General features: G+C 33.2%; 23 protein-coding genes and 1 pseudogene. 20 read left to right on the top strand and 4 right to left on the bottom strand.

Going from position 1 to position 20,152, the window contains the following annotated elements:
• The 4 genes and pseudogenes from SAY88_RS19410 to SAY88_RS19395 form a co-directional block, all read left to right on the top strand.
• Positions 1-236, top strand: a pseudogene (locus SAY88_RS19410) (TetR/AcrR family transcriptional regulator); the annotation flags it as partial.
• A 271-nt stretch (positions 237-507) separates the two neighbouring features.
• Positions 508-702: a hypothetical protein gene (locus SAY88_RS19405; RefSeq protein ID WP_332633803.1), complete on the top strand. Its 195-nt coding sequence runs from the start codon at positions 508-510 to the stop codon at positions 700-702.
• Between the two features lie 220 nt (positions 703-922).
• Positions 923-1,234, top strand: a complete 312-nt coding sequence (locus SAY88_RS19400; RefSeq protein ID WP_332633806.1) for a PadR family transcriptional regulator — start codon at positions 923-925, stop codon at positions 1,232-1,234.
• Complete coding sequence (locus tag SAY88_RS19395; RefSeq protein WP_332633802.1) at positions 1,231-1,878, top strand: HAAS domain-containing protein; 648 nt, start codon at positions 1,231-1,233, stop codon at positions 1,876-1,878. Before SAY88_RS19400 ends, SAY88_RS19395 begins: the two co-directional genes overlap by 4 nt.
• 365 nt (positions 1,879-2,243) lie before the next feature.
• Here SAY88_RS19395 and SAY88_RS19390 read toward each other — a convergent pair whose 3' ends face one another.
• Positions 2,244-2,429 (bottom strand): hypothetical protein, encoded by a 186-nt coding sequence (locus tag SAY88_RS19390; RefSeq protein ID WP_332633801.1) that lies wholly within the window; start codon positions 2,427-2,429, stop codon positions 2,244-2,246.
• Between the two features lie 80 nt (positions 2,430-2,509).
• On the opposite strand from SAY88_RS19390, the gene SAY88_RS19385 reads away from it, so the two are divergent.
• From SAY88_RS19385 to SAY88_RS19360, 6 genes are all read left to right on the top strand, one after another.
• Complete coding sequence (locus tag SAY88_RS19385) at positions 2,510-3,178, top strand: hypothetical protein (RefSeq protein ID WP_332633800.1); 669 nt, start codon at positions 2,510-2,512, stop codon at positions 3,176-3,178.
• Between the two features lie 275 nt (positions 3,179-3,453).
• The gene (locus SAY88_RS19380; RefSeq protein WP_332633799.1) at positions 3,454-4,131 is read left to right on the top strand and encodes an HAD family hydrolase; all 678 of its coding nucleotides are present in this window, start codon (positions 3,454-3,456) and stop codon (positions 4,129-4,131) included.
• 278 nt (positions 4,132-4,409) lie between these two features.
• Entirely contained in the window at positions 4,410-4,943 is a 534-nt protein-coding gene (locus SAY88_RS19375) for an autoinducer (RefSeq protein ID WP_332633798.1), read from the top strand.
• Between the two features lie 392 nt (positions 4,944-5,335).
• Positions 5,336-6,229 (top strand): Cof-type HAD-IIB family hydrolase, encoded by an 894-nt coding sequence (locus tag SAY88_RS19370; protein WP_332633797.1) that lies wholly within the window; start codon positions 5,336-5,338, stop codon positions 6,227-6,229.
• Positions 6,226-6,858 carry a YczE/YyaS/YitT family protein gene (locus SAY88_RS19365; RefSeq protein WP_332633796.1) on the top strand — a complete coding sequence of 211 codons (633 nt, stop codon included), beginning with the start codon at positions 6,226-6,228 and terminating at the stop codon, positions 6,856-6,858. The genes SAY88_RS19370 and SAY88_RS19365 overlap by 4 nt, the downstream gene beginning before the upstream one ends.
• Positions 6,855-7,829, top strand: coding sequence for a LacI family DNA-binding transcriptional regulator (locus SAY88_RS19360; protein ID WP_332633795.1), 975 nt, complete (start codon positions 6,855-6,857; stop codon positions 7,827-7,829). Before SAY88_RS19365 ends, SAY88_RS19360 begins: the two co-directional genes overlap by 4 nt.
• 170 nt (positions 7,830-7,999) lie before the next feature.
• Here the strand turns inward: SAY88_RS19360 and SAY88_RS19355 are convergent, their stop codons facing one another.
• Positions 8,000-8,176: a hypothetical protein gene (locus SAY88_RS19355; protein WP_332633794.1), complete on the bottom strand. Its 177-nt coding sequence runs from the start codon at positions 8,174-8,176 to the stop codon at positions 8,000-8,002.
• A 495-nt stretch (positions 8,177-8,671) separates the two neighbouring features.
• Entirely contained in the window at positions 8,672-10,120 is a 1,449-nt protein-coding gene (gene pdxR / locus SAY88_RS19350; RefSeq protein ID WP_332633793.1) for a MocR-like pyridoxine biosynthesis transcription factor PdxR, read from the bottom strand.
• A gap of 144 nt (positions 10,121-10,264) precedes the next feature.
• On the opposite strand from pdxR, the gene SAY88_RS19345 reads away from it, so the two are divergent.
• From SAY88_RS19345 to SAY88_RS19300, 10 genes are all read left to right on the top strand, one after another.
• Positions 10,265-10,882, top strand: a complete 618-nt coding sequence (locus SAY88_RS19345) for a LysE/ArgO family amino acid transporter (protein ID WP_332633792.1) — start codon at positions 10,265-10,267, stop codon at positions 10,880-10,882.
• Positions 10,883-11,101: 219 nt separating this feature from the next.
• Positions 11,102-11,428 carry an ArsR/SmtB family transcription factor gene (locus SAY88_RS19340; protein ID WP_332633791.1) on the top strand — a complete coding sequence of 109 codons (327 nt, stop codon included), beginning with the start codon at positions 11,102-11,104 and terminating at the stop codon, positions 11,426-11,428.
• A 66-nt stretch (positions 11,429-11,494) separates the two neighbouring features.
• On the top strand, positions 11,495-11,890 hold the full coding sequence (locus SAY88_RS19335) for an ArsI/CadI family heavy metal resistance metalloenzyme (protein ID WP_332633790.1): 396 nt from the start codon (positions 11,495-11,497) through the stop codon (positions 11,888-11,890).
• A gap of 21 nt (positions 11,891-11,911) precedes the next feature.
• The gene (locus SAY88_RS19330) at positions 11,912-12,094 is read left to right on the top strand and encodes a hypothetical protein (RefSeq protein ID WP_332633789.1); all 183 of its coding nucleotides are present in this window, start codon (positions 11,912-11,914) and stop codon (positions 12,092-12,094) included.
• Positions 12,095-12,433: 339 nt separating this feature from the next.
• Complete coding sequence (locus SAY88_RS19325) at positions 12,434-12,946, top strand: GNAT family N-acetyltransferase (RefSeq protein ID WP_431308897.1); 513 nt, start codon at positions 12,434-12,436, stop codon at positions 12,944-12,946.
• A 378-nt stretch (positions 12,947-13,324) separates the two neighbouring features.
• On the top strand, positions 13,325-14,125 hold the full coding sequence (locus SAY88_RS19320; protein WP_332633788.1) for a nucleotidyltransferase domain-containing protein: 801 nt from the start codon (positions 13,325-13,327) through the stop codon (positions 14,123-14,125).
• A 296-nt stretch (positions 14,126-14,421) separates the two neighbouring features.
• Entirely contained in the window at positions 14,422-15,189 is a 768-nt protein-coding gene (locus tag SAY88_RS19315) for a hypothetical protein (protein WP_332633787.1), read from the top strand.
• A 200-nt stretch (positions 15,190-15,389) separates the two neighbouring features.
• Positions 15,390-15,899, top strand: a complete 510-nt coding sequence (locus SAY88_RS19310) for a DUF6886 family protein (RefSeq protein WP_332633786.1) — start codon at positions 15,390-15,392, stop codon at positions 15,897-15,899.
• A gap of 229 nt (positions 15,900-16,128) precedes the next feature.
• The gene (locus tag SAY88_RS19305; protein WP_332633785.1) at positions 16,129-16,803 is read left to right on the top strand and encodes a cyclase family protein; all 675 of its coding nucleotides are present in this window, start codon (positions 16,129-16,131) and stop codon (positions 16,801-16,803) included.
• Between the two features lie 166 nt (positions 16,804-16,969).
• Positions 16,970-18,001: a serine hydrolase domain-containing protein gene (locus tag SAY88_RS19300; protein WP_332633784.1), complete on the top strand. Its 1,032-nt coding sequence runs from the start codon at positions 16,970-16,972 to the stop codon at positions 17,999-18,001.
• A 670-nt stretch (positions 18,002-18,671) separates the two neighbouring features.
• Here SAY88_RS19300 and SAY88_RS19295 read toward each other — a convergent pair.
• Entirely contained in the window at positions 18,672-19,661 is a 990-nt protein-coding gene (locus SAY88_RS19295; RefSeq protein WP_332633783.1) for a hypothetical protein, read from the bottom strand.
• Between the last annotated feature and the right edge of the window lie 491 nt (positions 19,662-20,152).

Below are 20,152 nucleotides of genomic sequence, written 5' to 3'. Positions count from 1 at the left end.
AGCCTTCCCCTCAGGTTCAAAACCTTAATAAACAAAGTGAATTGATGCTTAAACAAACAACCCATTTAATCGAAAAAAGCCAGGAACTTGGTCAGTTTAAAGATGGAAGTGCTACGGAAATGGCATTTTACTACTTTGCTTCGATACAAGGATTAACGATGATAAAACTTACAATGAGTGAACGATATATTACGCCAAGTCCCCAAATAGTGACAGCATTTTTAATAAAGGAATAAGCTAATTGGACAGATTTACTCATATGTATATCAATGACCAAATAGCAAGTGATTATAGGACTAAGAACATATTTTAGTTATTCCATTATAGGGCGCTTTTCTGTAACAAGGAAAAGTGCCTTTTATTAATGTAAAGGGCCAGATAATGGAATTAGACTTGGCAGTTAAATTGGATATTTATGTTAAGATAATTAGAGATTGTGAAGGATTGTACTTAAAGTAATGAAGCAGAATAGTAAAAGAAGTTTTGCGCAAAAGAGAGGTTTATTTTATGAGGAAAATTTATGAATATATGTCTAAAGAGGAAAAAGTTAGAGCGTTAGAATTATTAAGAGTTGATATTAAAGAGTTGGAACAGGAATTACAAAACGATTATTCAAGGGTAGTTAAAGATGCTATTACAGAAACTCTAAATAGATACCAGTCAGAAGAAGAATGGCTAAAAAATGAGGATGAAGAAAAATGAGATTGTTGAACTAATGGGAGCGAGGGTTGTACAACTTGAAATAGGTTGCTACCACTCTTTTTTTTACCTATTTTAAGAAAAAAATATAAATACTATATTGCAAAGCAAGATAGCGTTTGGTAATATTGACTTGTAATGCAAGTTAGTGCATTTTCTATGTCGCAATACCTTGTAATACAAGTTATTATATTGGAGGTGAATTTAGGTGTCACAAACTCAAATGTTAAAAGGAATACTGGAAGGTTGTATTTTAAAGGTTATATCTGAGAAAGAAGTATATGGTTATGAACTTGCTACTAAACTTCATGAAAGTGGATTTTCTACAGTTAGCGAAGGTTCTATATATCCTTTACTTATAAGAATGAACAAAGAAAAGCTAATAGAAGGAACACTGAAAAAATCTACTGCTGGACCGAACAGAAAGTATTATCGTCTCACTGAAAAAGGTCAAAAAGAGTTGAGTCAATTTATTATAAATTGGAACATATTAAAATGCGGGGTTGATAAATTATTGAAGGAGGAAGAACAATGAAATTATCGTTAGAAAGTGAAAAATATTTACAAGATTTAAGAAGTTATCTTTTTACTAAGGGCGTAAAAAATGAAGTTTTAGATGAATTTATTGAGGAAGCAAAAGGGCATTTAATAGAAGGTGAGCAAGATGGAAAAGATGTTCATCAAATCTTTGGTTGTAATCCAAAAGAATATGCAAATGACCTTATTGTGGCAATGGGTTCTTCACTTAGAAGACAATTAGCTATCATTAGTCAAATTGTTCTCATTATTATTAGCTATCAAGTATCAAGAATGGGATTAACAGATACATTAAGTTTCACGTTGGTTGAGATAATTGGATACCCCATTGTTTATATACTATTCTTGCTATTTGTTGGGTTTGGAGTGCGTATTTCTTCTTTCAAAAGCAAAAATCATCAAAATATTATTTTGTTAATTAGCATAGCGCTAGGCATGCTATCGATGATTACAATATTTTTATTGAATAGTAGAATAGGTGATCCTTTTATTGAGTTAAGTTCAATGGGAAGTATTGTTGTTACTGGTGTTTTTGTTTCTGTTTTTCTACTGTTAATCCAGAGATTATTAGGTTGGTTTGGTTTTATAAGCGCTATAGCTCTTTTACTATTTCACTTTTTTATGAATAACTATTTTTTATAGAAACTTTTCTAAACAATTTTTATATTTCACTAATGGGAGCTTTCCTTTAATAACGATCTTCAACAATCGGGCGCTTTTCTGAAATAAGGAAAGTGTCTTTCTTCATGAAAAGGGCCATATAATTGAATAACACTTGGTAGTTAAAGTGGATATTCAAACGGTTCAAAGGTAACTACGGAATAAGGGATATAATGTGGATTTCAAATGACTTCTGGACCTCTAAAACAATAATATTTTATCTTAATGAAGAGGCGGTATAGTTTTCCCTGAGTGAATAGTGAAAATACAAAGAAACCCCCAAGCGCTAATTGGGAGTTCGACTAATAATGAATGTAACTTTACCGTCTAAAGCCAATTAGTAAAATCTAGTTATCTTTTTTGTTTTTCTTTAATGATTCTAGGATTTTAATAATTATTGAGATTACAAATAAAACAATAAATAAAATAGTACTTAACGCATTACCTATAGCGTCAAAGACAGTTAAAATTCCGACAACAAAAAGAAAAAAAGCTACTATGAACATAGATGTACTAATATTATTGCTAATCATAGGGACCTCCTTTAAAAAATATTAGCTTTTTACATATATAGTATATTATAATAATCTATAACATATAAGGGGGAATTTGGTTGACTGTAATTAAAAGAATAACATGTTACTTATTGACTGTGACAATTTTGTTTGGATTTACATTTTTTGATTTTACTAGAGCACTAGCTGAAGAAAATAAAATTAGTAGAGATCAAAGTTCTTTAACTCTTGGTGCTGATTATGACAATTTAGAAGAGTACTTAATTGAAAACTCTTTTATTTATGCTATTGAAAACATGCCAGATGATATTCTAGATAATCCAGAAGCGATTGTTGAATGGTTTCAAAAAAATGCAGGTGATGATTATCAATTTACAACAGATGGGGAAAATTTGTTGATAGATACTACGTCCAAAGATGCTCTTTTACTAATGGAAATGTCTGAAGGTCAAAATTCCGGTTCTGAATTCCAAACTATGGGTGTTGCTGCTTGTATAGGAGCAATTGGAGCTGCTTTGGTTACAGGGGTATTGCCTATTGCAAAAATCACAAAAATTAAAAACGCTTTAAAGGCTGTAGGTGGTACATCTAAGTTTGTTAAAAACTTAATCTCTCATTATAACTTTAATAGAAATAAAGGGTGGAGTCGCTCTAGATCATATGATGAAGCTTTTGATAGAGCAACTGCTGCATATGGCAGTCAAATTAAAACAGAATTAGGTGCATTATTTGGAATTACCGCAATTTATGGTGCTTGTTTTAATTAACGCTATATCCTGCTGCACTTTAGTACCTTCTGGATCTATATACAGAAGGTACTTTTTTTGTACTAAAAATGAAGAAACTGAGGAGATTTAAGCTTTAAAGTTAGCGGGTCAAAATACTTATACAGCTAAAAGAAACTATTCAATTATTCCATTATAGGGCGCTTTCCTGTAAGAAGGATTGCGCTCTAATTGTATTTAAGGTCCAGATTGAAGAAGGTATTTAGGTTAAGATAAAGAAATAAATTAGAATTATGTTTCTTGGGAGAGAGTGTAAAATGATTAAGGCAGTCATATTTGATTTAGATGGAACTTTGTTATATCGAGATGCTTCAGTACAGAAGTTTATAGACAACCAGTACGACCGAATAAATAAATGGGTAGGTCATATACCAAAAGGAAAATATACTTCAAGGTTTATAGAGTTAGATTGCCGAGGGCATGTTTGGAAAGATAAAGTGTATCAACAATTGGTCAATGAATTTAACATTACTGGGATCACTTGGGAAAGTTTACTTCAAGATTACTTAGAACAATTTAAAAATAGTTGTGTCCCTTTTCCTAATCTCAACAGTATGTTAAAAGGATTAAAAAGTAAGTCCATTAAATTAGGAATAATAACTAATGGAAAAGGGCAGTTCCAAATGGATAATATAAAGGCATTAGGGATTGAAAAGTATTTTGAAACTATAATTGTTTCTGAATGGGAAGGTTTAAAAAAACCTGATCCTCAAATTTTCAAAAAAGCTTTAGAGCGATTAAATGTTTCACCGAATGAAAGTATGTACGTTGGAGATCATCCAGAAAACGATGTAAAAGCTGCTCAAAAAGTAGGAATGAAAGGGATTTGGAAAAAAGACTTACAATGGGGCAATGTTAAAACGGATTTTATAATCGATGATTTGGCAGAATTACCTTTAATTATAGAAAGAGTAAGTAGTATTGAATCTTGTTAAACGGGTGCAAAAGTTCAATAAGTGCGAGCCAACTTTAACAACTTTGGATCTTCCACAATCGGGCGCTTTTCTGTAACAAGGAAAGTGTCTTTTTTCAGGTAAAGGGACATTTAATTGAATAAGACTTCCAAACTAAACTGGATGTTTATGTTAATATTGGTATGAGATTGTGAAGAAATGTACTATAGGGGCAGTTTAGCACAATATTAAAATCCTTTTGGGTATATTTGGGGTCTGCATACACATATTAAACCTAATCGTTTAAATGGAGGGACTTTATGAAAGTATGCAAGTTAAGTTTTATGATTATAGCGGTTATTTTAAGTTTTACTATGATGGCTTTTAACACTAATGATGTACAAGGGAAATCTCATGAAGAAAAGCAACTAGAGGAATTTATTAAAGGAAATAACTATATTCCCGCAGAAAAAGCTATTGCACAATTTGAACAAATGTATGATAAAAAGGTAAGCCTTCCAAAAAAGTTGCCTTTTGAACCATCACATCGGTTCGGAAACATTGATGAAGAAGGACGTTTGAAACTGCATTTTATGAGACTTGGCAAAATTGATGAATACCCAACTCTTGATTTTGGCTTTTATGTAATGCCTGAAACAAACTTAGATACGTTTAATAATGCAAACGATAAAGTTTATACACTGAAAAATGGAGAAAAAGCTTATTACAGACAACATCACGAGTATTTTCACTCTTTGGCTTTTACAAAAAATGAATTAGGGTATCATTTTGGTGCGGATCCAGACGAAATTGATTTGGATACTTTCATTGAAATTGCAGAGTCCATAAAATAAACAATTAAATAACGGATGAAGATGAAAATGAAGCTGTAACAACAGCTTCATTTTCTTATTCAACGAAACGGGTGCTTTCCTTCAATAAAAAATCAGCAACGATCTTCCGCAATCGGGCGCAATTGTTTAGTAATGAACTTAGTAACGAACTTTTTTGTCACGTATTTTTCGATAAATCATGACTGATTGATTAAAAGTAAACAATTATTTTTTTAACAGCCGCATTTCTCAAACGGGAAAATGTGGCTGTTGTGCTGTCGAAAGTAAACAATTTTATTTGCACTGAACAAGTCAATGTATTTAATATTTTATAAAAAAACTATTTGCTCTGAAACGCGTCCCACATTTTATACTGTCTATATATTTCAACTTACAGAAATGAGGGAAGCATCATGAAAGTAATTGCAATTGATTTAGATGGTACTCTTTTATCCGAGAATTTATCTATTCATGAGAAAGATGTCTGTGCTATAAAGGAAGCACAGAAACAAGATTATATTGTTGCGATTGCAACAGGTAGAGCGTTATTCGATGCACAGCATATTGCAAAAAAGCATGACTTAGATTGTCCCATCATTGCATCAAATGGAGCTCAGATTTATGTAGACTATAAGAAAATAGATGAACAATTTATAAAACAGTCCATAGTGCAAGCTATTATTCCCTGGTTAAACGAGAGGGAAATGTACTATCAAGCCTATCTGTCTGACAAAATTGTTGTATCCAACTTAGGGATAAATTATTTAGAAAAGCAACTACATGACGTAATGGAACAAAACTCTGATTTTAATTTAGACGAGTTTTGGAAAGGAATTAAAGCTCAGATTTATCAATATGGTTTAGAAGAAAAAACAGGTACCATTTTGCCGACAGACTATCATTCTATTATTAAAATTATGGTCGTCTCTCCGAACGTTCATTTACTCAAAGAAGTAAAAGCTCATTTTCAACAAATAACTGGGTGTGAAATATCTAGTTCTGGAACGTTTAATTTAGAAATTATGAGTACGGGCGTAGATAAAGGGATAACTTTACGCAAGCTTTGTAACTATTACGAGACATCTGTAGAGAATGCTGTTGCTATCGGGGACAACTTAAATGATATGCCGATGTTTCAAGTTGCCGCAACAGGAATTGCTATGGGAAATGCGGATAAGGAATTAGTTCGGGTTTCTACGTATCAAACGCTATCTAACCAGGAATGTGGTGTCGCATATGCATTTGAAAAATATATAAAAGCAAATAAAGTAGAAGATCAAGATGTAGAGGAAGAGAAGCTAGTATGAATCACTTCTTCCATAGATGTCTTATTTATTTTACAGGGCTGTTCGTTTTGTCTTTAGGAGTTGTATTAATGATTAAATCCAATGTTGGGATAGCGCCATGGGATGCTCTAAATGTAGCACTATCCCAACGAATTGGTTTAACCATTGGATCTTGGGTTTTTCTTGTCGGAGGTGTTCTCATCTTCGTAAACAGTTTCATTAAAAGAAGTACCCCTAATCTCGGAGGGTTTATTCCTATCTTAATCATTGGATCATTTGTAGATCTTCTAAATCTAAAGATACTTCACTTTATGAAAATACATGTTTATGTTCCCCCGTGGATTTTATTTTTTGGAGGATTATCAGTACTAGCTTTGGGTATTGCTATTTATCTACGCGCATCTTTTCCATCTGTTCCAAATGATGAACTCATGTTGGCTATCACAGCTCGTACCGGGTGGAAAATTAATGTAACCAATACAATTGGAGAAGCTGCAGCCTTTATACTTGCATTACTATTGAAAGGACCTATTGGAATAGGATCTGTTATTGTGGTACTATGTTTAGGATTATTAGTAGGAGTATTCGATCAGCTCTTGCATAAAATGGGGATGACACGATCTGCTTATAGCAAGGAGTTGTCACAATGAGTAATATTACAGAGATATCTAAAAGAGCAAATGTTTCTCGATCAACGGTATCGAGAGTTCTCAATAATCATCCTTATGTCAAACCAGAAAAACGAGAAGCAGTTTTACAGGCAATAAAAGAACTTAATTATGTTCCAAACTTAAATGCTGTAAATTTATCTAGAGGCAAGACAAACGTATTAGGAGTTATTGTTCCTAAGATTAACCATCCGTTTTTTAGTAACTTAATTGAGGGAATTGGCGAAGAGTGTAACAAGCACAATTATAGCTTGTTTGTACATCAATCTAATAATGATCCTAAACAAGAACTAGAGTTTTTTAACAGGTTAAAATACAAGCTCATTGATGGTCTTATTTTAGGTTCATGTGTAAGTCCTTGCCACATACTCGATGAAGTATCTGATTTTGGAAAAATTGTTTCCTGCGAAGCGTCTGAAAGTAAACAAATTACAAGCGTATTTATTAATCACAAGTCTGGAATCCAAATGGCTATTGATCATTTAAGAGATCAAGGACACCAAGCTATTGGCCTCTGTATAGGAAATCCTAAAAGTGGCGTGGGAATGAGCAGAAAGAAGTCATTTTTTTACTACCAAAAGGAATATGGCTTACAGTGGAGAGATAATTGGTACTTTGCTGAACAGTATACGATTGAGGATGGAATTACAGTAGCAAAAACACTTCTAGAACAAACGGTGCGTCCTACAGCCATGGTTGTAGGAAGTGATTATGTAGCTGCTGGAATGATTTATGAAGCAAAGAACCAAGGAATACGGATCCCTGAGGATTTAGCAGTAATAGGATTTGATAATCAGCCAATTTCGAAAGTAGTAGAGCTTACAACAATACATCAGCCCATTCTAGAGTTGGGCCAGACAGCAGTAAGTATATTATATAGTTTAATCAATAACAAAGTCGTCCCAACCATTAAAACATTAGAACTAGAGTTGATTAAAAGAAAATCAACATAAGAAAAGACCACATTAATGTGGTTTTCTTTATACTTAAGCTAAGACCATTTCTGGCATAGAAGCCTTAAAATGTGTTCTTTTTATCGAGAGTACATGATCATTCTAAAATATAGAACGCGTATCATGTCAATATCTTGATTATTATCTTATATTATTAACGCTCTTTTCAGCTAATTACCTAAAACATATTTACGCAGAATCGTGACTTGCCTTTCTTTTTCTATTAATTCTTTATCCATTTCTACAAGTAATGTATTGACTTGGAAAAGTTCCATCACTTTTAATTTCAATGCAAAAGGAGCATTATGTTTTTTTAACCATTCGAATATTTGTAGTTCACTCATCATTTCCTAAATATCCTACTTTTAAATATTTATTAACTAAGAACACTAGTTGTAACGCCACTATGCTTATAAACCTTTATTCGTGTTACGCCACCTAGTGTTCTTCTTGAGTTTATTTTGTGGGAGTAGTTTCATGTCAATAGTAATAAAGAATATTTTTGTATGATTAGTGATTCCGCCACATGCCTACCAAGCTAACGAAATGAACTATCGCATTCATTTAATCAGGATTTTTCCGTTGATTTTCTATTTAATTAAACCAGCTAATAGAAAACTTTAGTGATCTTCAACGATCGGGCGCTTCATTGAATAAGGGTAGTGCTCTTTCCTTTTAAAGGCGCTAATGTTCAATATGAGTGAAATGTTTTCAACAGCCTTCTATCTTCAATTATAGAGTTCAAGAAAAGCCCAATTTCTCTTATATAATGCTAAGAAATTGGGCTTTTAAAATTGGGAAATTATTATTGTTGTAATCGTATTTTCCTGCCTGTACTCCTTTTAGACTAGTTTTCTTATTATTATGGATAAACGGCGTAGACTATCTTCTAAATTTGAAAGAGATGCAAAAGAGTAGGAAAGACGTAGATATTGGTCAGCCTGTTCATCATAGACGGTTCCAGGGTTTAGTAATATGCCCTCTGCAAGTGCAGTTTCAAATAGTTTTCTTATAGAGATTGACGGTAATAAGCGTACCCAAACATAAAATCCTCCACTTGGTTTTTCCCATGTTGCAATATTAGAAAAATACTTATTCAAAGTTTTCAATGTAAAATCTCTTCGTATTTTAAGTTGTTTTCTTATTTCATTAAGATGTTGATAATAAAGTCCACTGGAAAACCATTCTACTGCTGCCCACTGTGATAAAGAACTAGAACCATAATCGGTTTGCATTTTAATATCTGCTAAGCGCTCAATGACTGGTTCTGGACCAACTATCCAACCAATTCGAAGACCTGGACTTAAAGTTTTAGATAGACTTCCCAAATATAGGTCAAGTCCACTTTTGTCAAAAGCCTTAAGCGGTTTTGGTGGTTTCTCATCGAACCATAATTCTCGGTAAACATCATCCTCAATTAAAGGTAATTGTTCTTGTTGACAGATGTTTAACAATTGATTACGTCTTTCAATAGTCATTAACGTTCCAGTAGGGTTGTGAAAGGAAGGAATTGTATAAAGTAAAGCAGCTTTATGTTGTTTTTTATACTGTGGAATATCAATTGCTTTAATTCCTTCTTTATCCAAAGGGATGCCAACTAATTGCATACCTGCTGACTGGAAGACATGTAGTGAATTAAGATAAGAAGGCTTTTCTGTAAATACAGTAGAGCCTTTATGTAATAACCCAATACTAATAAGATGTAAGGCTTGTAAAGCACCTGAAACGATTAAAATGGAAGAGGGGGACGCTTGAATTCCCATTGTTTTCAAATAACTGCTTATTTGCTCCCTGAGTTGTAGTAAGCCCTTTGGTTCTTCATAGCCATAAGAAATTACTCTAGTAGACAATTTTTCGAAAACTTGTTTCATTGAAGCGCCAGGCATGAGGTCTGGCGATAATTCTCCGGTTCCTAAACGGACTATGTTAGGAATAAATTCAGCTTGATTTATTTCTTGAATCGTTGGCAAGTTGGGTTCGTGAATTCCAGAATTTACGTAGGAACTCCAATCCGGGGGAGGGGCTGTTGCTAAAAGGTTCCATGTATTATTAACCACTCTTGTTCCACTGCCGGTTTTTCCTTCAATTAGTCCTTCCGCTGTTAATTCATCATAAGCAGTAACAACTGTACTTCGATTTACTTCCAAAGCTTTTGCTAACGTGCGTTGAGGAGGGAGCTTATATCCTATAGTCCATTCACCATTCGATATTTTTTCTTTAATAAAATCAGTTATTTGTTTATGTAATGGTACAGGTGAAGACTTATTTGGCTTCCAATCGATTGAAAACATCAAATCGTTCTCCTTTTTATTTATTTTATTATCTATTATATTATTTGGTTGGTTTATAATCCATCCAATTGGTTGGAGACATGGTTAATGTCTCCAACTAAACTAAGACTAGTTTAATACAATGTAAGAAAGGGAGAACTTTGGATGTTAGAACCATTTATTCATGGATTTATTCTTGCACTAGGATTGATTCTACCTCTTGGTGTCCAAAATATTTTTGTTTTTAATCAAGGAGCACTACAACCACGTTTTATTAAAGCATTACCAGTTGTGATTACAGTCTCTTTGTGTGATACGCTTTTGATTTTGGTGTCTGTTTTAGGTGTTTCATTACTTATACTAGGTTCACTTTGGATTAAAACTATACTTATTGGGGGAGGTTTTATCTTTTTAATTTATATGGGATGGACCACATGGAATAGTAAAGCGAATAATGAAAGAAAAGAAATTGCGAAGAAATTTTCTTTAAAGAAACAAGTGTTGTTTGCGGTATCTGTTTCCTTACTTAACCCTCATGCAATAATGGACACGATGGGTGTAATTGGACCAAGTTCGTTAAGATACGAGGGGGAAGAAAAAGTAATATTTGCTGTTTCATGTATCTTGGTTTCGTGGAGTTGGTTTTTAGGACTTGCACTAATTGGCAGAATGAGTGGAAAACTCGATAAATCCGGAAGCTTCATGTTGGTATTGAATAAAATATCAGCCTTAGTAATGTGGGGGGCAGCAGTTTACCTTGGATTATCTTTATTTAATAATTAAGCTAAGTTAATCAAAGAAGGACTAAAATCGGCTTCAACAGTCTTTGCCTTGATCTTCCACAATCGGGCCAGATTGTTGAGGAAATAGGAAGAGTAAGGGAACCTCTGGATTCTTCTTTTTATATCGATTTTTTTTGATATTTCAGTTGCGAAATCAACGAGCGTAGTATATATTATAAATAAATCAAATATTTTTGATGTATAGAGGAATGAGATAAAAATGGAACAGAACCAAATTATACCTACCCCTGCAAATGAAGAAACATTTGAACATTATGCAAAAGCGTTTAAAGCGTTGGCTGATCCAAAGCGTTTAAAGTTAATGAATGAATTATGCACTCGAGGTCAAGTATGTGTATGCGACCTTTGTGAGATTATGGAGATGCCCCAATCGAAACTTTCTTATCACCTGAAAATCTTAATGGATTCCGATCTGATTAAGAAGGAAAAGAAAGGAACATGGAACTACTATGAACTGAATCAAAGCCAGGTTAATCACTTATTGTCTCCTGAATTATGTTGCCTGTTTCGCCCTACGTGTTGTTAACAAATTTTTTTGATCAATGCATCAAAAAAAATTGATATAAATAATCCATTAGGAGGAATAACAAGTATGAATATCCATGTTGGTTTAAATGTAACAAACTTAGATGCGTCTATTTCCTTTTATTCGAAGTTATTTGGGACCGAACCTGTAAAGGTGAAACCGAATTATGCGAAGTTTTTGTTGGAAGACCCTGGGTTAAATTTCACGCTGCGCCCCGTTCAACGTGTGGAAGGGAACCATATCAATCATTTCGGTTTCCAAGTCGCCAGTATAGAAGAATTAATAAAGAACAAGGATAGATTAGATAAGGAAGGATTCTTCTCACGTGATGAGAACGATACAACATGTTGCTATGCAAGACAAGACAAATTTTGGATTACTGACCCAGATGGTCACGAATGGGAATTCTTTTTTACCAAAGAAGACACGGAAGTAGACACCATCAACACTTGTTGCGGTTAATACGAAAGGGAGAGTTCACTTATGAATGATTACCAATTTATCATCGAAGAACATAAACGCAAACAAAACATGATCAATCGTGAAGCATGGAAATACGAGTCTTTATATCGATATCAAGTACCTTTTTCAATTAAATCACTAAAGTCATTATTTACAAGAAAGTGGTTTCGAAAGCAACAATGTGTACCTTGTTGCAATAGTTAACCTAAAAAAAGCCGAAAACCTATAAAAATAGCTTAGTGTACAAAATTCGCATTTTTAGCTCTAGGCTCCTTATATAACAATCTTCAACAATCGGGCGCTTTTCTGAAATAAGGAAAGCGTTTTTCTTCATGAATCCCCAAAGGGCCAGATAATGGAATAACACTTGGTAGTTAAATTGGATATTTATGTTAAAATAATTAGAGGTTGTGAAAGATCGTACTTAAAGTAATTGGCAGGATTGTTTAATAAGAATAGGTATTGTTAGGTATTTTGTCGAATTAGTTCGCTAATCGAATACATAGGTTTCTATTAAAAGGAAGTAATATATTTATTGAGGTGATGTTGTTGGTTAATAATGTGAAAATTGAACAAGTGAAAATTATTGAAGAACACGTTGATGAACTTTCCGAACTTCTGATACAGGTAGTAGAAGATGACGCATCGATTGGCTTTTTACCACCACTGCAATTTTCGGATGCTAATAAATATTGGATGAATGTCTTAAATCCAGAAGTGCTTCTATTTGTCGCTAAAATAAACAATCAGATAGTTGGAACCGTACAATTACAGCTATGTACTAAGCAGAATGGTGGTCATAGAGCTGAAATTGAAAAACTAATGACACATCCTAATTATCGACGTAATGGTATTGGTAGTTCACTTATGAAGAAAGCTGAAGAACGAGCCAAACAGGAGGGCAGGTCATTATTAGTTCTTGATACAAGAGAAGGAGACCCTTCAAATCTTCTTTATTCTTCAATTGGTTATATTCATGCTGGTAAAATCCCTTATTATGCTAAATCGGCAAATGGAGAATTACATTCTACCGTTCTTTATTATAAATCTTTTTAATTTAAGCATAGGTTATTTCTGATATAAAGAAGAGCATATCAAATTAGCAATCACTTATTATCATCATCTTACAGCTTGAACGGGTTCCATTTTCAATTAAGTAGGTACCCTTTTTCTTATTCGAGTAAAGGGTGCATTTAGTTAAAACGGAAAAGTCTTATTAAGCTAAAGGGTGCATTACTTCAATAACGATCGGGCGCGATTCTTCAATAAGAGGATCGCTTTTTCTTATTCAAGTAAAGGGACAAATAGATAAGAAGGAATAATAGGTTAAAGGGTGAATTTAATATTATAAATGCTATGTTTAATATAAAAAAGGAGTGTGTTTTGTAATGTTGTGTGGGATTTGTAACTAGACACAAAGAAAGAGATGGGAAATTGCAAGAGGAAAGGCTAAAATTAAGAACTGCTATTAAAAATGATTTATCAAAAGATGAAGAAGTTTTAGCTATTTTCTATGGTGGATCTATTGCAAGAGGAAATGATGATTTGTATTCTGATTTAGACCTCCGTGTAGTTGTAACGGAAGATTCTCATAGCAAACACATTACTAGAAAGAAAGAACGTGCTAAAAATTGGGGAGATGTTCTTTTCTTTGAAGATAGAGGTCCTTTTGTTCCTTATTCTATTGCACATTTTAAGAATTTTGTTAAAGTGGACACTTTTTATTATAAACCTCAAGATTTACAAGCTTCAATTTATTTAAAGGAAGAAGCTGATATTGATTATGACCCGTATGGATTAGTAAAAGAAGCGAAAGAAAAATCACAAGAAAAAATATACGAATTAACCTTTGATGAATTTGATACTTGGAGAGGAAAATTTTTCGGTTATTTACATGAAGCATATAGAAGAGTCATGCGTAATGAGACCTATTATGCTCTTCAAAGTGTCGATTGGATGCGTTGGTCAATTGTTACAGGTTGGTACCTTGAAAAAGGTTACCTTCCAAATGAACCTGGTAGTTGGTCTAAATATGAAGGAGAGCGTTCTAAATTAGAAGAATGGCAATTAAGTCTTCTTGAAAGCTGGGATTGTAATCGAAACCAGCAAAGTATTGTAAATGCTTATAAATTAATGATTCCAGAATTTAAAAGGGTGCATAAAGCCTTGTCTAAAAAACTCAATATTGAAGAGATGCCCGAGTGGGTTGATGAAATTTTTAACGAGGTATTATGATAACTTATAGTATCTTCAACAATCGGGCGCATTTCTAGAGGAAAAAATGCGCTTTTCTTAATGAATTGGGCCATTTAATGAAATAAAGCTTATTAAGCTCTAGTAATTGAAAACAGGAGTTGTCACTACGACAGCTCCTGTTATATTTTTTACTAAAGACTTAGTTAAACAAGGAATTTCGATTATAGGTTAAGAAATAGTAACAGTGTACTTAAAACAGTTTATATAAAAATTTGTACTTGGTTGTTGTGTAATTACACATCACGACAAATATGGTTATTAAATGGAGGTTGTATATGTTTTTAATTACTAACCCTAAAATTGCTGGATTTATACCTCAATGGTCTCAATTTAAAGGTTTTTCTATTCTGTTTGATAATCCGGGAGACCGCTTGTTACCTTTGGACGAAAATAGAGATTTAAAATTGTTAAGCTGTGATATAACGTCTGAGGAATTAGAATTGTATAAAAGGTTGTATCAAACGCTTACACTATTCCCAGAAATGCCAAGTACATATTTGTTTTGTCCTCTACCCTTTCATTCTTATCATGTGACACTTTGGGACGGGATTAATGATGCCAATGTTCAGAATGTATCACGTAAGTATAGATTTGATGCTGAGGACTTACTTGAGGATTTACCTAATTCTTTTCTTAAAGAAAAGAAATTTTTCTCTATCGATGAACAACCATTAGCTATCAGCATGGAAGAACCTATTGAATTTCAGTTTGATAAACTAATTAAGTGGGGAAATGCTGGTCTTGCAGCAAATCTAAAACCGGCAAACTCGCAATCTCAGGACATCCTACATATGATTGAAAAAGAGAGAAAAAGTCTCACTGAAAAATACAAGGAATATTTTGGGTTACAAACATGCCGACCTTCCTATGGACCTCATGTCTCTTTAGGGTATTTTGCAAATAAAGAATTAGCTGAATTGTCCACTTCTATGATTGATTATTGGAATGAAAGTTTTTTATCAAACACTAATGGACAAACAATTACCTTTGCTAGTAACAGTCTCTATGGCTTTAATAACATGGAAACCTTTTTTAAGAAATAAAACTGAGGAGTCATTTTTGCAGCACTTTCACATTTTTCAATCTTCAACAAACGGGCGCATTTCTATAATAAGAATTGCGCTCATTCTTTTTGTATAAGGTCATATTCTGTATGAATAAGAGGCCGTATATTAAAATATAGGATTTTCTTAACAGATTAAATAATATGATTGTCACATATTTTTCATTGGGGGATTTTTTAATGAAACTTTTCCATTTTAGTGAAGATCCTAATATTACTTACTTCGAAACACATGTTCCCAAAACCAATTCTAAGGAACAGCCATTTGTATGGGCAATTGATGAAGGACACGCACCACATTATTATTTTCCTCGTGAATGCCCGCGTGTGGCTTTCTGGTCATCTTCAGAAACTACAGATGACGACTTAAATCGTTTCTTTGGCCATACTTCTGTTAATCGAATTATCGCAATAGAAACATCTTGGCTTAAAAGAATTCGGGAAACACAACTATATGCTTACAAGTTACCATCTGAAACTTTTGAGTGCCATGATGCAAATGCTGGTTACTATGCTTCTCGAACAGCTGTTACCCCCCTTTCTGTTGAACCTGTTGGAGATTTATTAGAAAGACTTGTGCAAACAAACATAGAATTACGAATTACACCATCCCTCTGGAAGCTTCGTGATGAGATCATAAATTCATCAGTAAGCTTTTCTATCATTCGAATGAGGAATGCATCAATCTAATATTAATTGTTATTAAGTAATCGGGAAAGTAACGGGGGCTTTTCAGTGCTGCTTGCATATAATTATACGATCTTCAGCAAACGGGTGCTTTTCTGAAATAAGGAAACCGTCTTTCTTCATGAAAAGGGCCATTTAATTGAATAAGAGTTTACTTAAAGCCTTGCTTTTTAGGAATATGTTAAAATTTTCTTGTGCCATTTATTAATAATAGTGTAAAGGGAGAGTGGAAATGAACATGAAGAATAAAGCTTTTATTGATTTAAGTCATACTATTGAAGATGGTCTTATAACTTACAAAGGACTTCCTGCTCCAATAATCTGTGATTATCTAAGTCGCGAAGAATCTCGAAAACATTATGAAAAAGGCACAGAATTTCAAATTGGAAAAATAGAAATGGTCTCTAATACGGGAACTTATGTTGATGTTCCATTCCATAGATATCCTGATGGGAAAGACCTTTCAGAAACGACCATTGATAAAATGGCTGGCTTAGAAGGAATTATTGTTCATGTTGATGAAAACAACAAAGAAATTGATGAAGAATTATTTTATGACTTTGATATTGAAGGAAAAGCTGTTTTAATTCATACAGGTTGGGATAAACATTGGAATACAGATCAGTATTTTGAAAACCATCCCTATTTAACCGAGAGAGCAGCAAAATATTTAGTAAATAAGCAAGCTGCATTAGTCGGGATTGATTCTGTAAATATAGACGACACGTCAGGAAGAGCTCGCCCCATACATACCATTTTACTGGGACAAGAAATACTAATTGTTGAACACATGTGTAATTTAAAGGGACTCTCAAATAAGGACTTCTTGTTTTATGCCGTATCTCCCAAAATTAAAGGATTTGGAACTTTTCCGGTTCGGGCTTTTGCAGAAATATTAACTAAATAATGTTAGGTATGTAATAGTGTTGTAGAAAATAAATTTAAACATAAAATATTTTCTTATTTCTACAATCGGGCGCAAGAGTTGAAGATCAATGGTGCTGATTCCAGCTCTTTTTTTGTTCAACTAAAGGTACATTTAGTGAAAGAAGAAATAGTATGGGAGGGATTCAATGGAAACCAATATTATAAATCGCATTACCGATGTTATGGGTAAAAATACCTTTTCAGGAACAGTTCTTGTCAAAAATGACATTAAAATTTTGGCAGAGAAAAGTTATGGTTACGCTAATCGTTCTGAGCAAATTAAGAATAGCTTCGATACACGATTTGGAATAGCATCGGGTTGTAAACTATTTACATCAATAGCAATTTGCCAGCTTGTGGAGGATGGAATACTTTCTTTTGAAACAAAGTTAGAAGATTGTCTTAATGTTTCTTTTCCTAATTTTGATAATGATATAACCATTCATCATCTTTTAACACATACGGCTGGCATACCTGATTACTTTGATGAGGAAGTTATGGATGACTTTGAAGAGTTGTGGGTTAAGAAACCGATGTATCTTATAAGAACTTTGGAAGATTTCTTACCATTATTTCAGAATCAACCAATGAAATTAAAAGTAGGTGAAAGATTTCATTATAATAATGCGGGATACATTTTACTTGGTCTAATTATAGAGCAAGCCAGTCAGTTTAAATTCGCTGATTACATTGAGGAAAATATTTTTAAAAAAGCTGGTATGGCTGACTCGGGTTATTTTGAATTTGATTCTATACCCCAAAGAACGGCACTTGGTTATATTGACTTCCCTAATGGTACTTGGAAGACGAACATTTACTCATTGCCCGTAAAAGGTGGTTCAGATGGTGGGGCATTCGTTACCGTGAATGAGGTGGCAAATTTATGGGATACACTTATAAATAATCAATTATTAAGTGAAGAATACACTTGCAAGTTACTTACTCCATATATTAAAACTAATGATAAAAATAGCTTTTATGGTTATGGAGTATGGATTGAGAAAAATGATAATGAGATTTTGAAATATCACATAATGGGGTATGACCCCGGAGTTAGTTTCCATTCTGCTTTTTATCCTGAGACCTCAATAAAAACTGTTATATGTTCGAATAAGACGGAAGGAGCATATGACATTATGAAAGAAATTGAGGAAGAAATATTAAAACAAAAACAATAATCATCTGATGTGAAATAATGTACTTAAACTGGTGCTTTTGTTCAATAAGGCTTTCAACGATCTTCCACAATCGGGCGCATTTCTGGAATAAGAAATGTGCTCTTCTTCATGAATTGGGCCATATAAAGGAACAACACTTGGTAGTTAAATTGGATATTTATGTTAAAATGATTAGGTGTTGTGAAGGATTGTACTAAGTAACGACGTAGTGTTGGAAACTAGTTCTTACATATTTTAAGAGGTAATATAGTCAAGAAGTGAAACGTATGTATTTGATAATCTAAAATTGAGCCACTTTTAAGGAATTTGATCACATAAAAAATGAGCCACATGATTTCCAATTATACTAACCTCTCTTTATGATAGAAAGTGACCAAACAATCTACATAAAGAGAGGATTAAAAGGATGATCGATATAGCTCAATTCCATGATCAAATTCTTAAAAGAGGTTGAAGGTCTGTCTCAGAGACAGTTTCAAAAAGACTAGGAATTTCTCGAAATACAGTAGTCAGTTGCTGGTTTTAGGCCTAATAATTTAACCTATAAGTTTACTCTAATTTCAGTAAAAAGCATTTTTTTAGAGTCAAAAAATACATTCTGGGTTGTTTTTCATGTCCGCTAATGCTTAGCTTATTGCGTAATATTTCTCCATTGCTACACAGACCCCAACTAAGTAAAACGATAATAAAGAAGTAGAAGGGCTAAATTTATGAATAAAAAGTTAGATACAATAAAAACCGTTTGATGACGTAAACATCGGTGAATTTCAATTGGAGTGGGATAAAACCCTTTTCCTTCAATGATAAAAATGATTAAGATAATGTGTAAGATAAAATGACCAATCATTTCGGTACTGCCAAAAGCTGTTGTTGTCATGAAAAAAAGAACAGTGATGAACAATGCTAACAGGCGGTTAAAGATTCCAATTAATAATAAATAACCTAATACAAACTCAATAAAAGCACTTAAAACAATGAAGATGAATGCTTCTATACCGAATGTTGGGATATTAAATTGTTCAATGATGTTTATACCAAGCTCCGGAAACACCCATTTTTCCATAGCAGCCCAACAAAGGGACAATCCTGTTCCGAAATAAAGAATAGGTGTTCCAACATGGTGGTATCTAGTTTCCTGAATAAGCAAAGCAAAAACAATAGCTGGATAAAAGCTATAATCCATCATATGGAAAATACCAACAGTTTGAGTCTCGAAAACAAATAAAATAAATAATCCAATGGCTCCCAAGTTTGTTGTCATTTTATTCGGTATGAGAAGCAAGCTGATTGTTAAAATGGCAATCCACAGGGTCATTTGTGTTAAAGGGATCTCTGGCGCTAAAATACTTCCAGAAAGTAGTTGAAGCATTAAAGAAAAAGCAACTCCCAGTCTTAACAATATAGATGTGAACGGTCTTAAAGATGCTAATCGTTGATCGGTAATTTTTACTAAACTGAAACTCATTAATTTTGCTGAAAGTTGTGGAAGTGTCCCTAAAAAAACTGCTATGATTAAACTAAGTGCGATAAACAATGGCGAAAGGATTTCCTCAAGAGGAGCTTTAATAGGCCCTTCTGATGTGAACCATTTCACATGCGCAGTTGCTGGAAATGGTATAACAATATAAACGATTAATAAAGATATAATAATATGTCTCATTTTACCTCCTGCCAGTTGATAGTTATAATTCCTTGTCTTAAATCGTAATGATAACGATTGTCGCAATAATTATTTGTATTTGTCAATTACATTTAAATGGTATCTGGACAAATGACCATCAGTTCGCTGTGGTCCTTCCCAATTACATCAAAGCTTATTAATTTACTAATGATTATTTATTCAAGTTAGACTTTTTGTTTATATTTGCCTTCATAAATCATATACCTTATAGGTTTAAATGTTTCCTTCATTTAAAAAAGTTTGCCAAATGCAAAAAGTGTTGTAAATAAATAATTAGATTTATATTAGAAATTATTACGGGGAACAGTATTAAAAATAGTCGTAATCTAAATTTATAGATTTATTGACTACTAAGAAGGAGTTCAACAAGACATAATACTTAAGATCCTTCAACCGGGTGCATTTGTGGAAGATTACTTAGGTTTTTAACGACTTTATTGTTATTTGATTTGGGAAAAACGATCATAGGA

Source organism: Halalkalibacter flavus, assembly GCF_036663575.1.
Classification (GTDB): Bacteria; Bacillota; Bacilli; order Bacillales; family Bacillaceae_D; genus Halalkalibacter; species Halalkalibacter flavus.
Note: the sequence above shows the minus strand (reverse complement) of the source record. Positions and strands in the feature narration are given on the sequence as shown.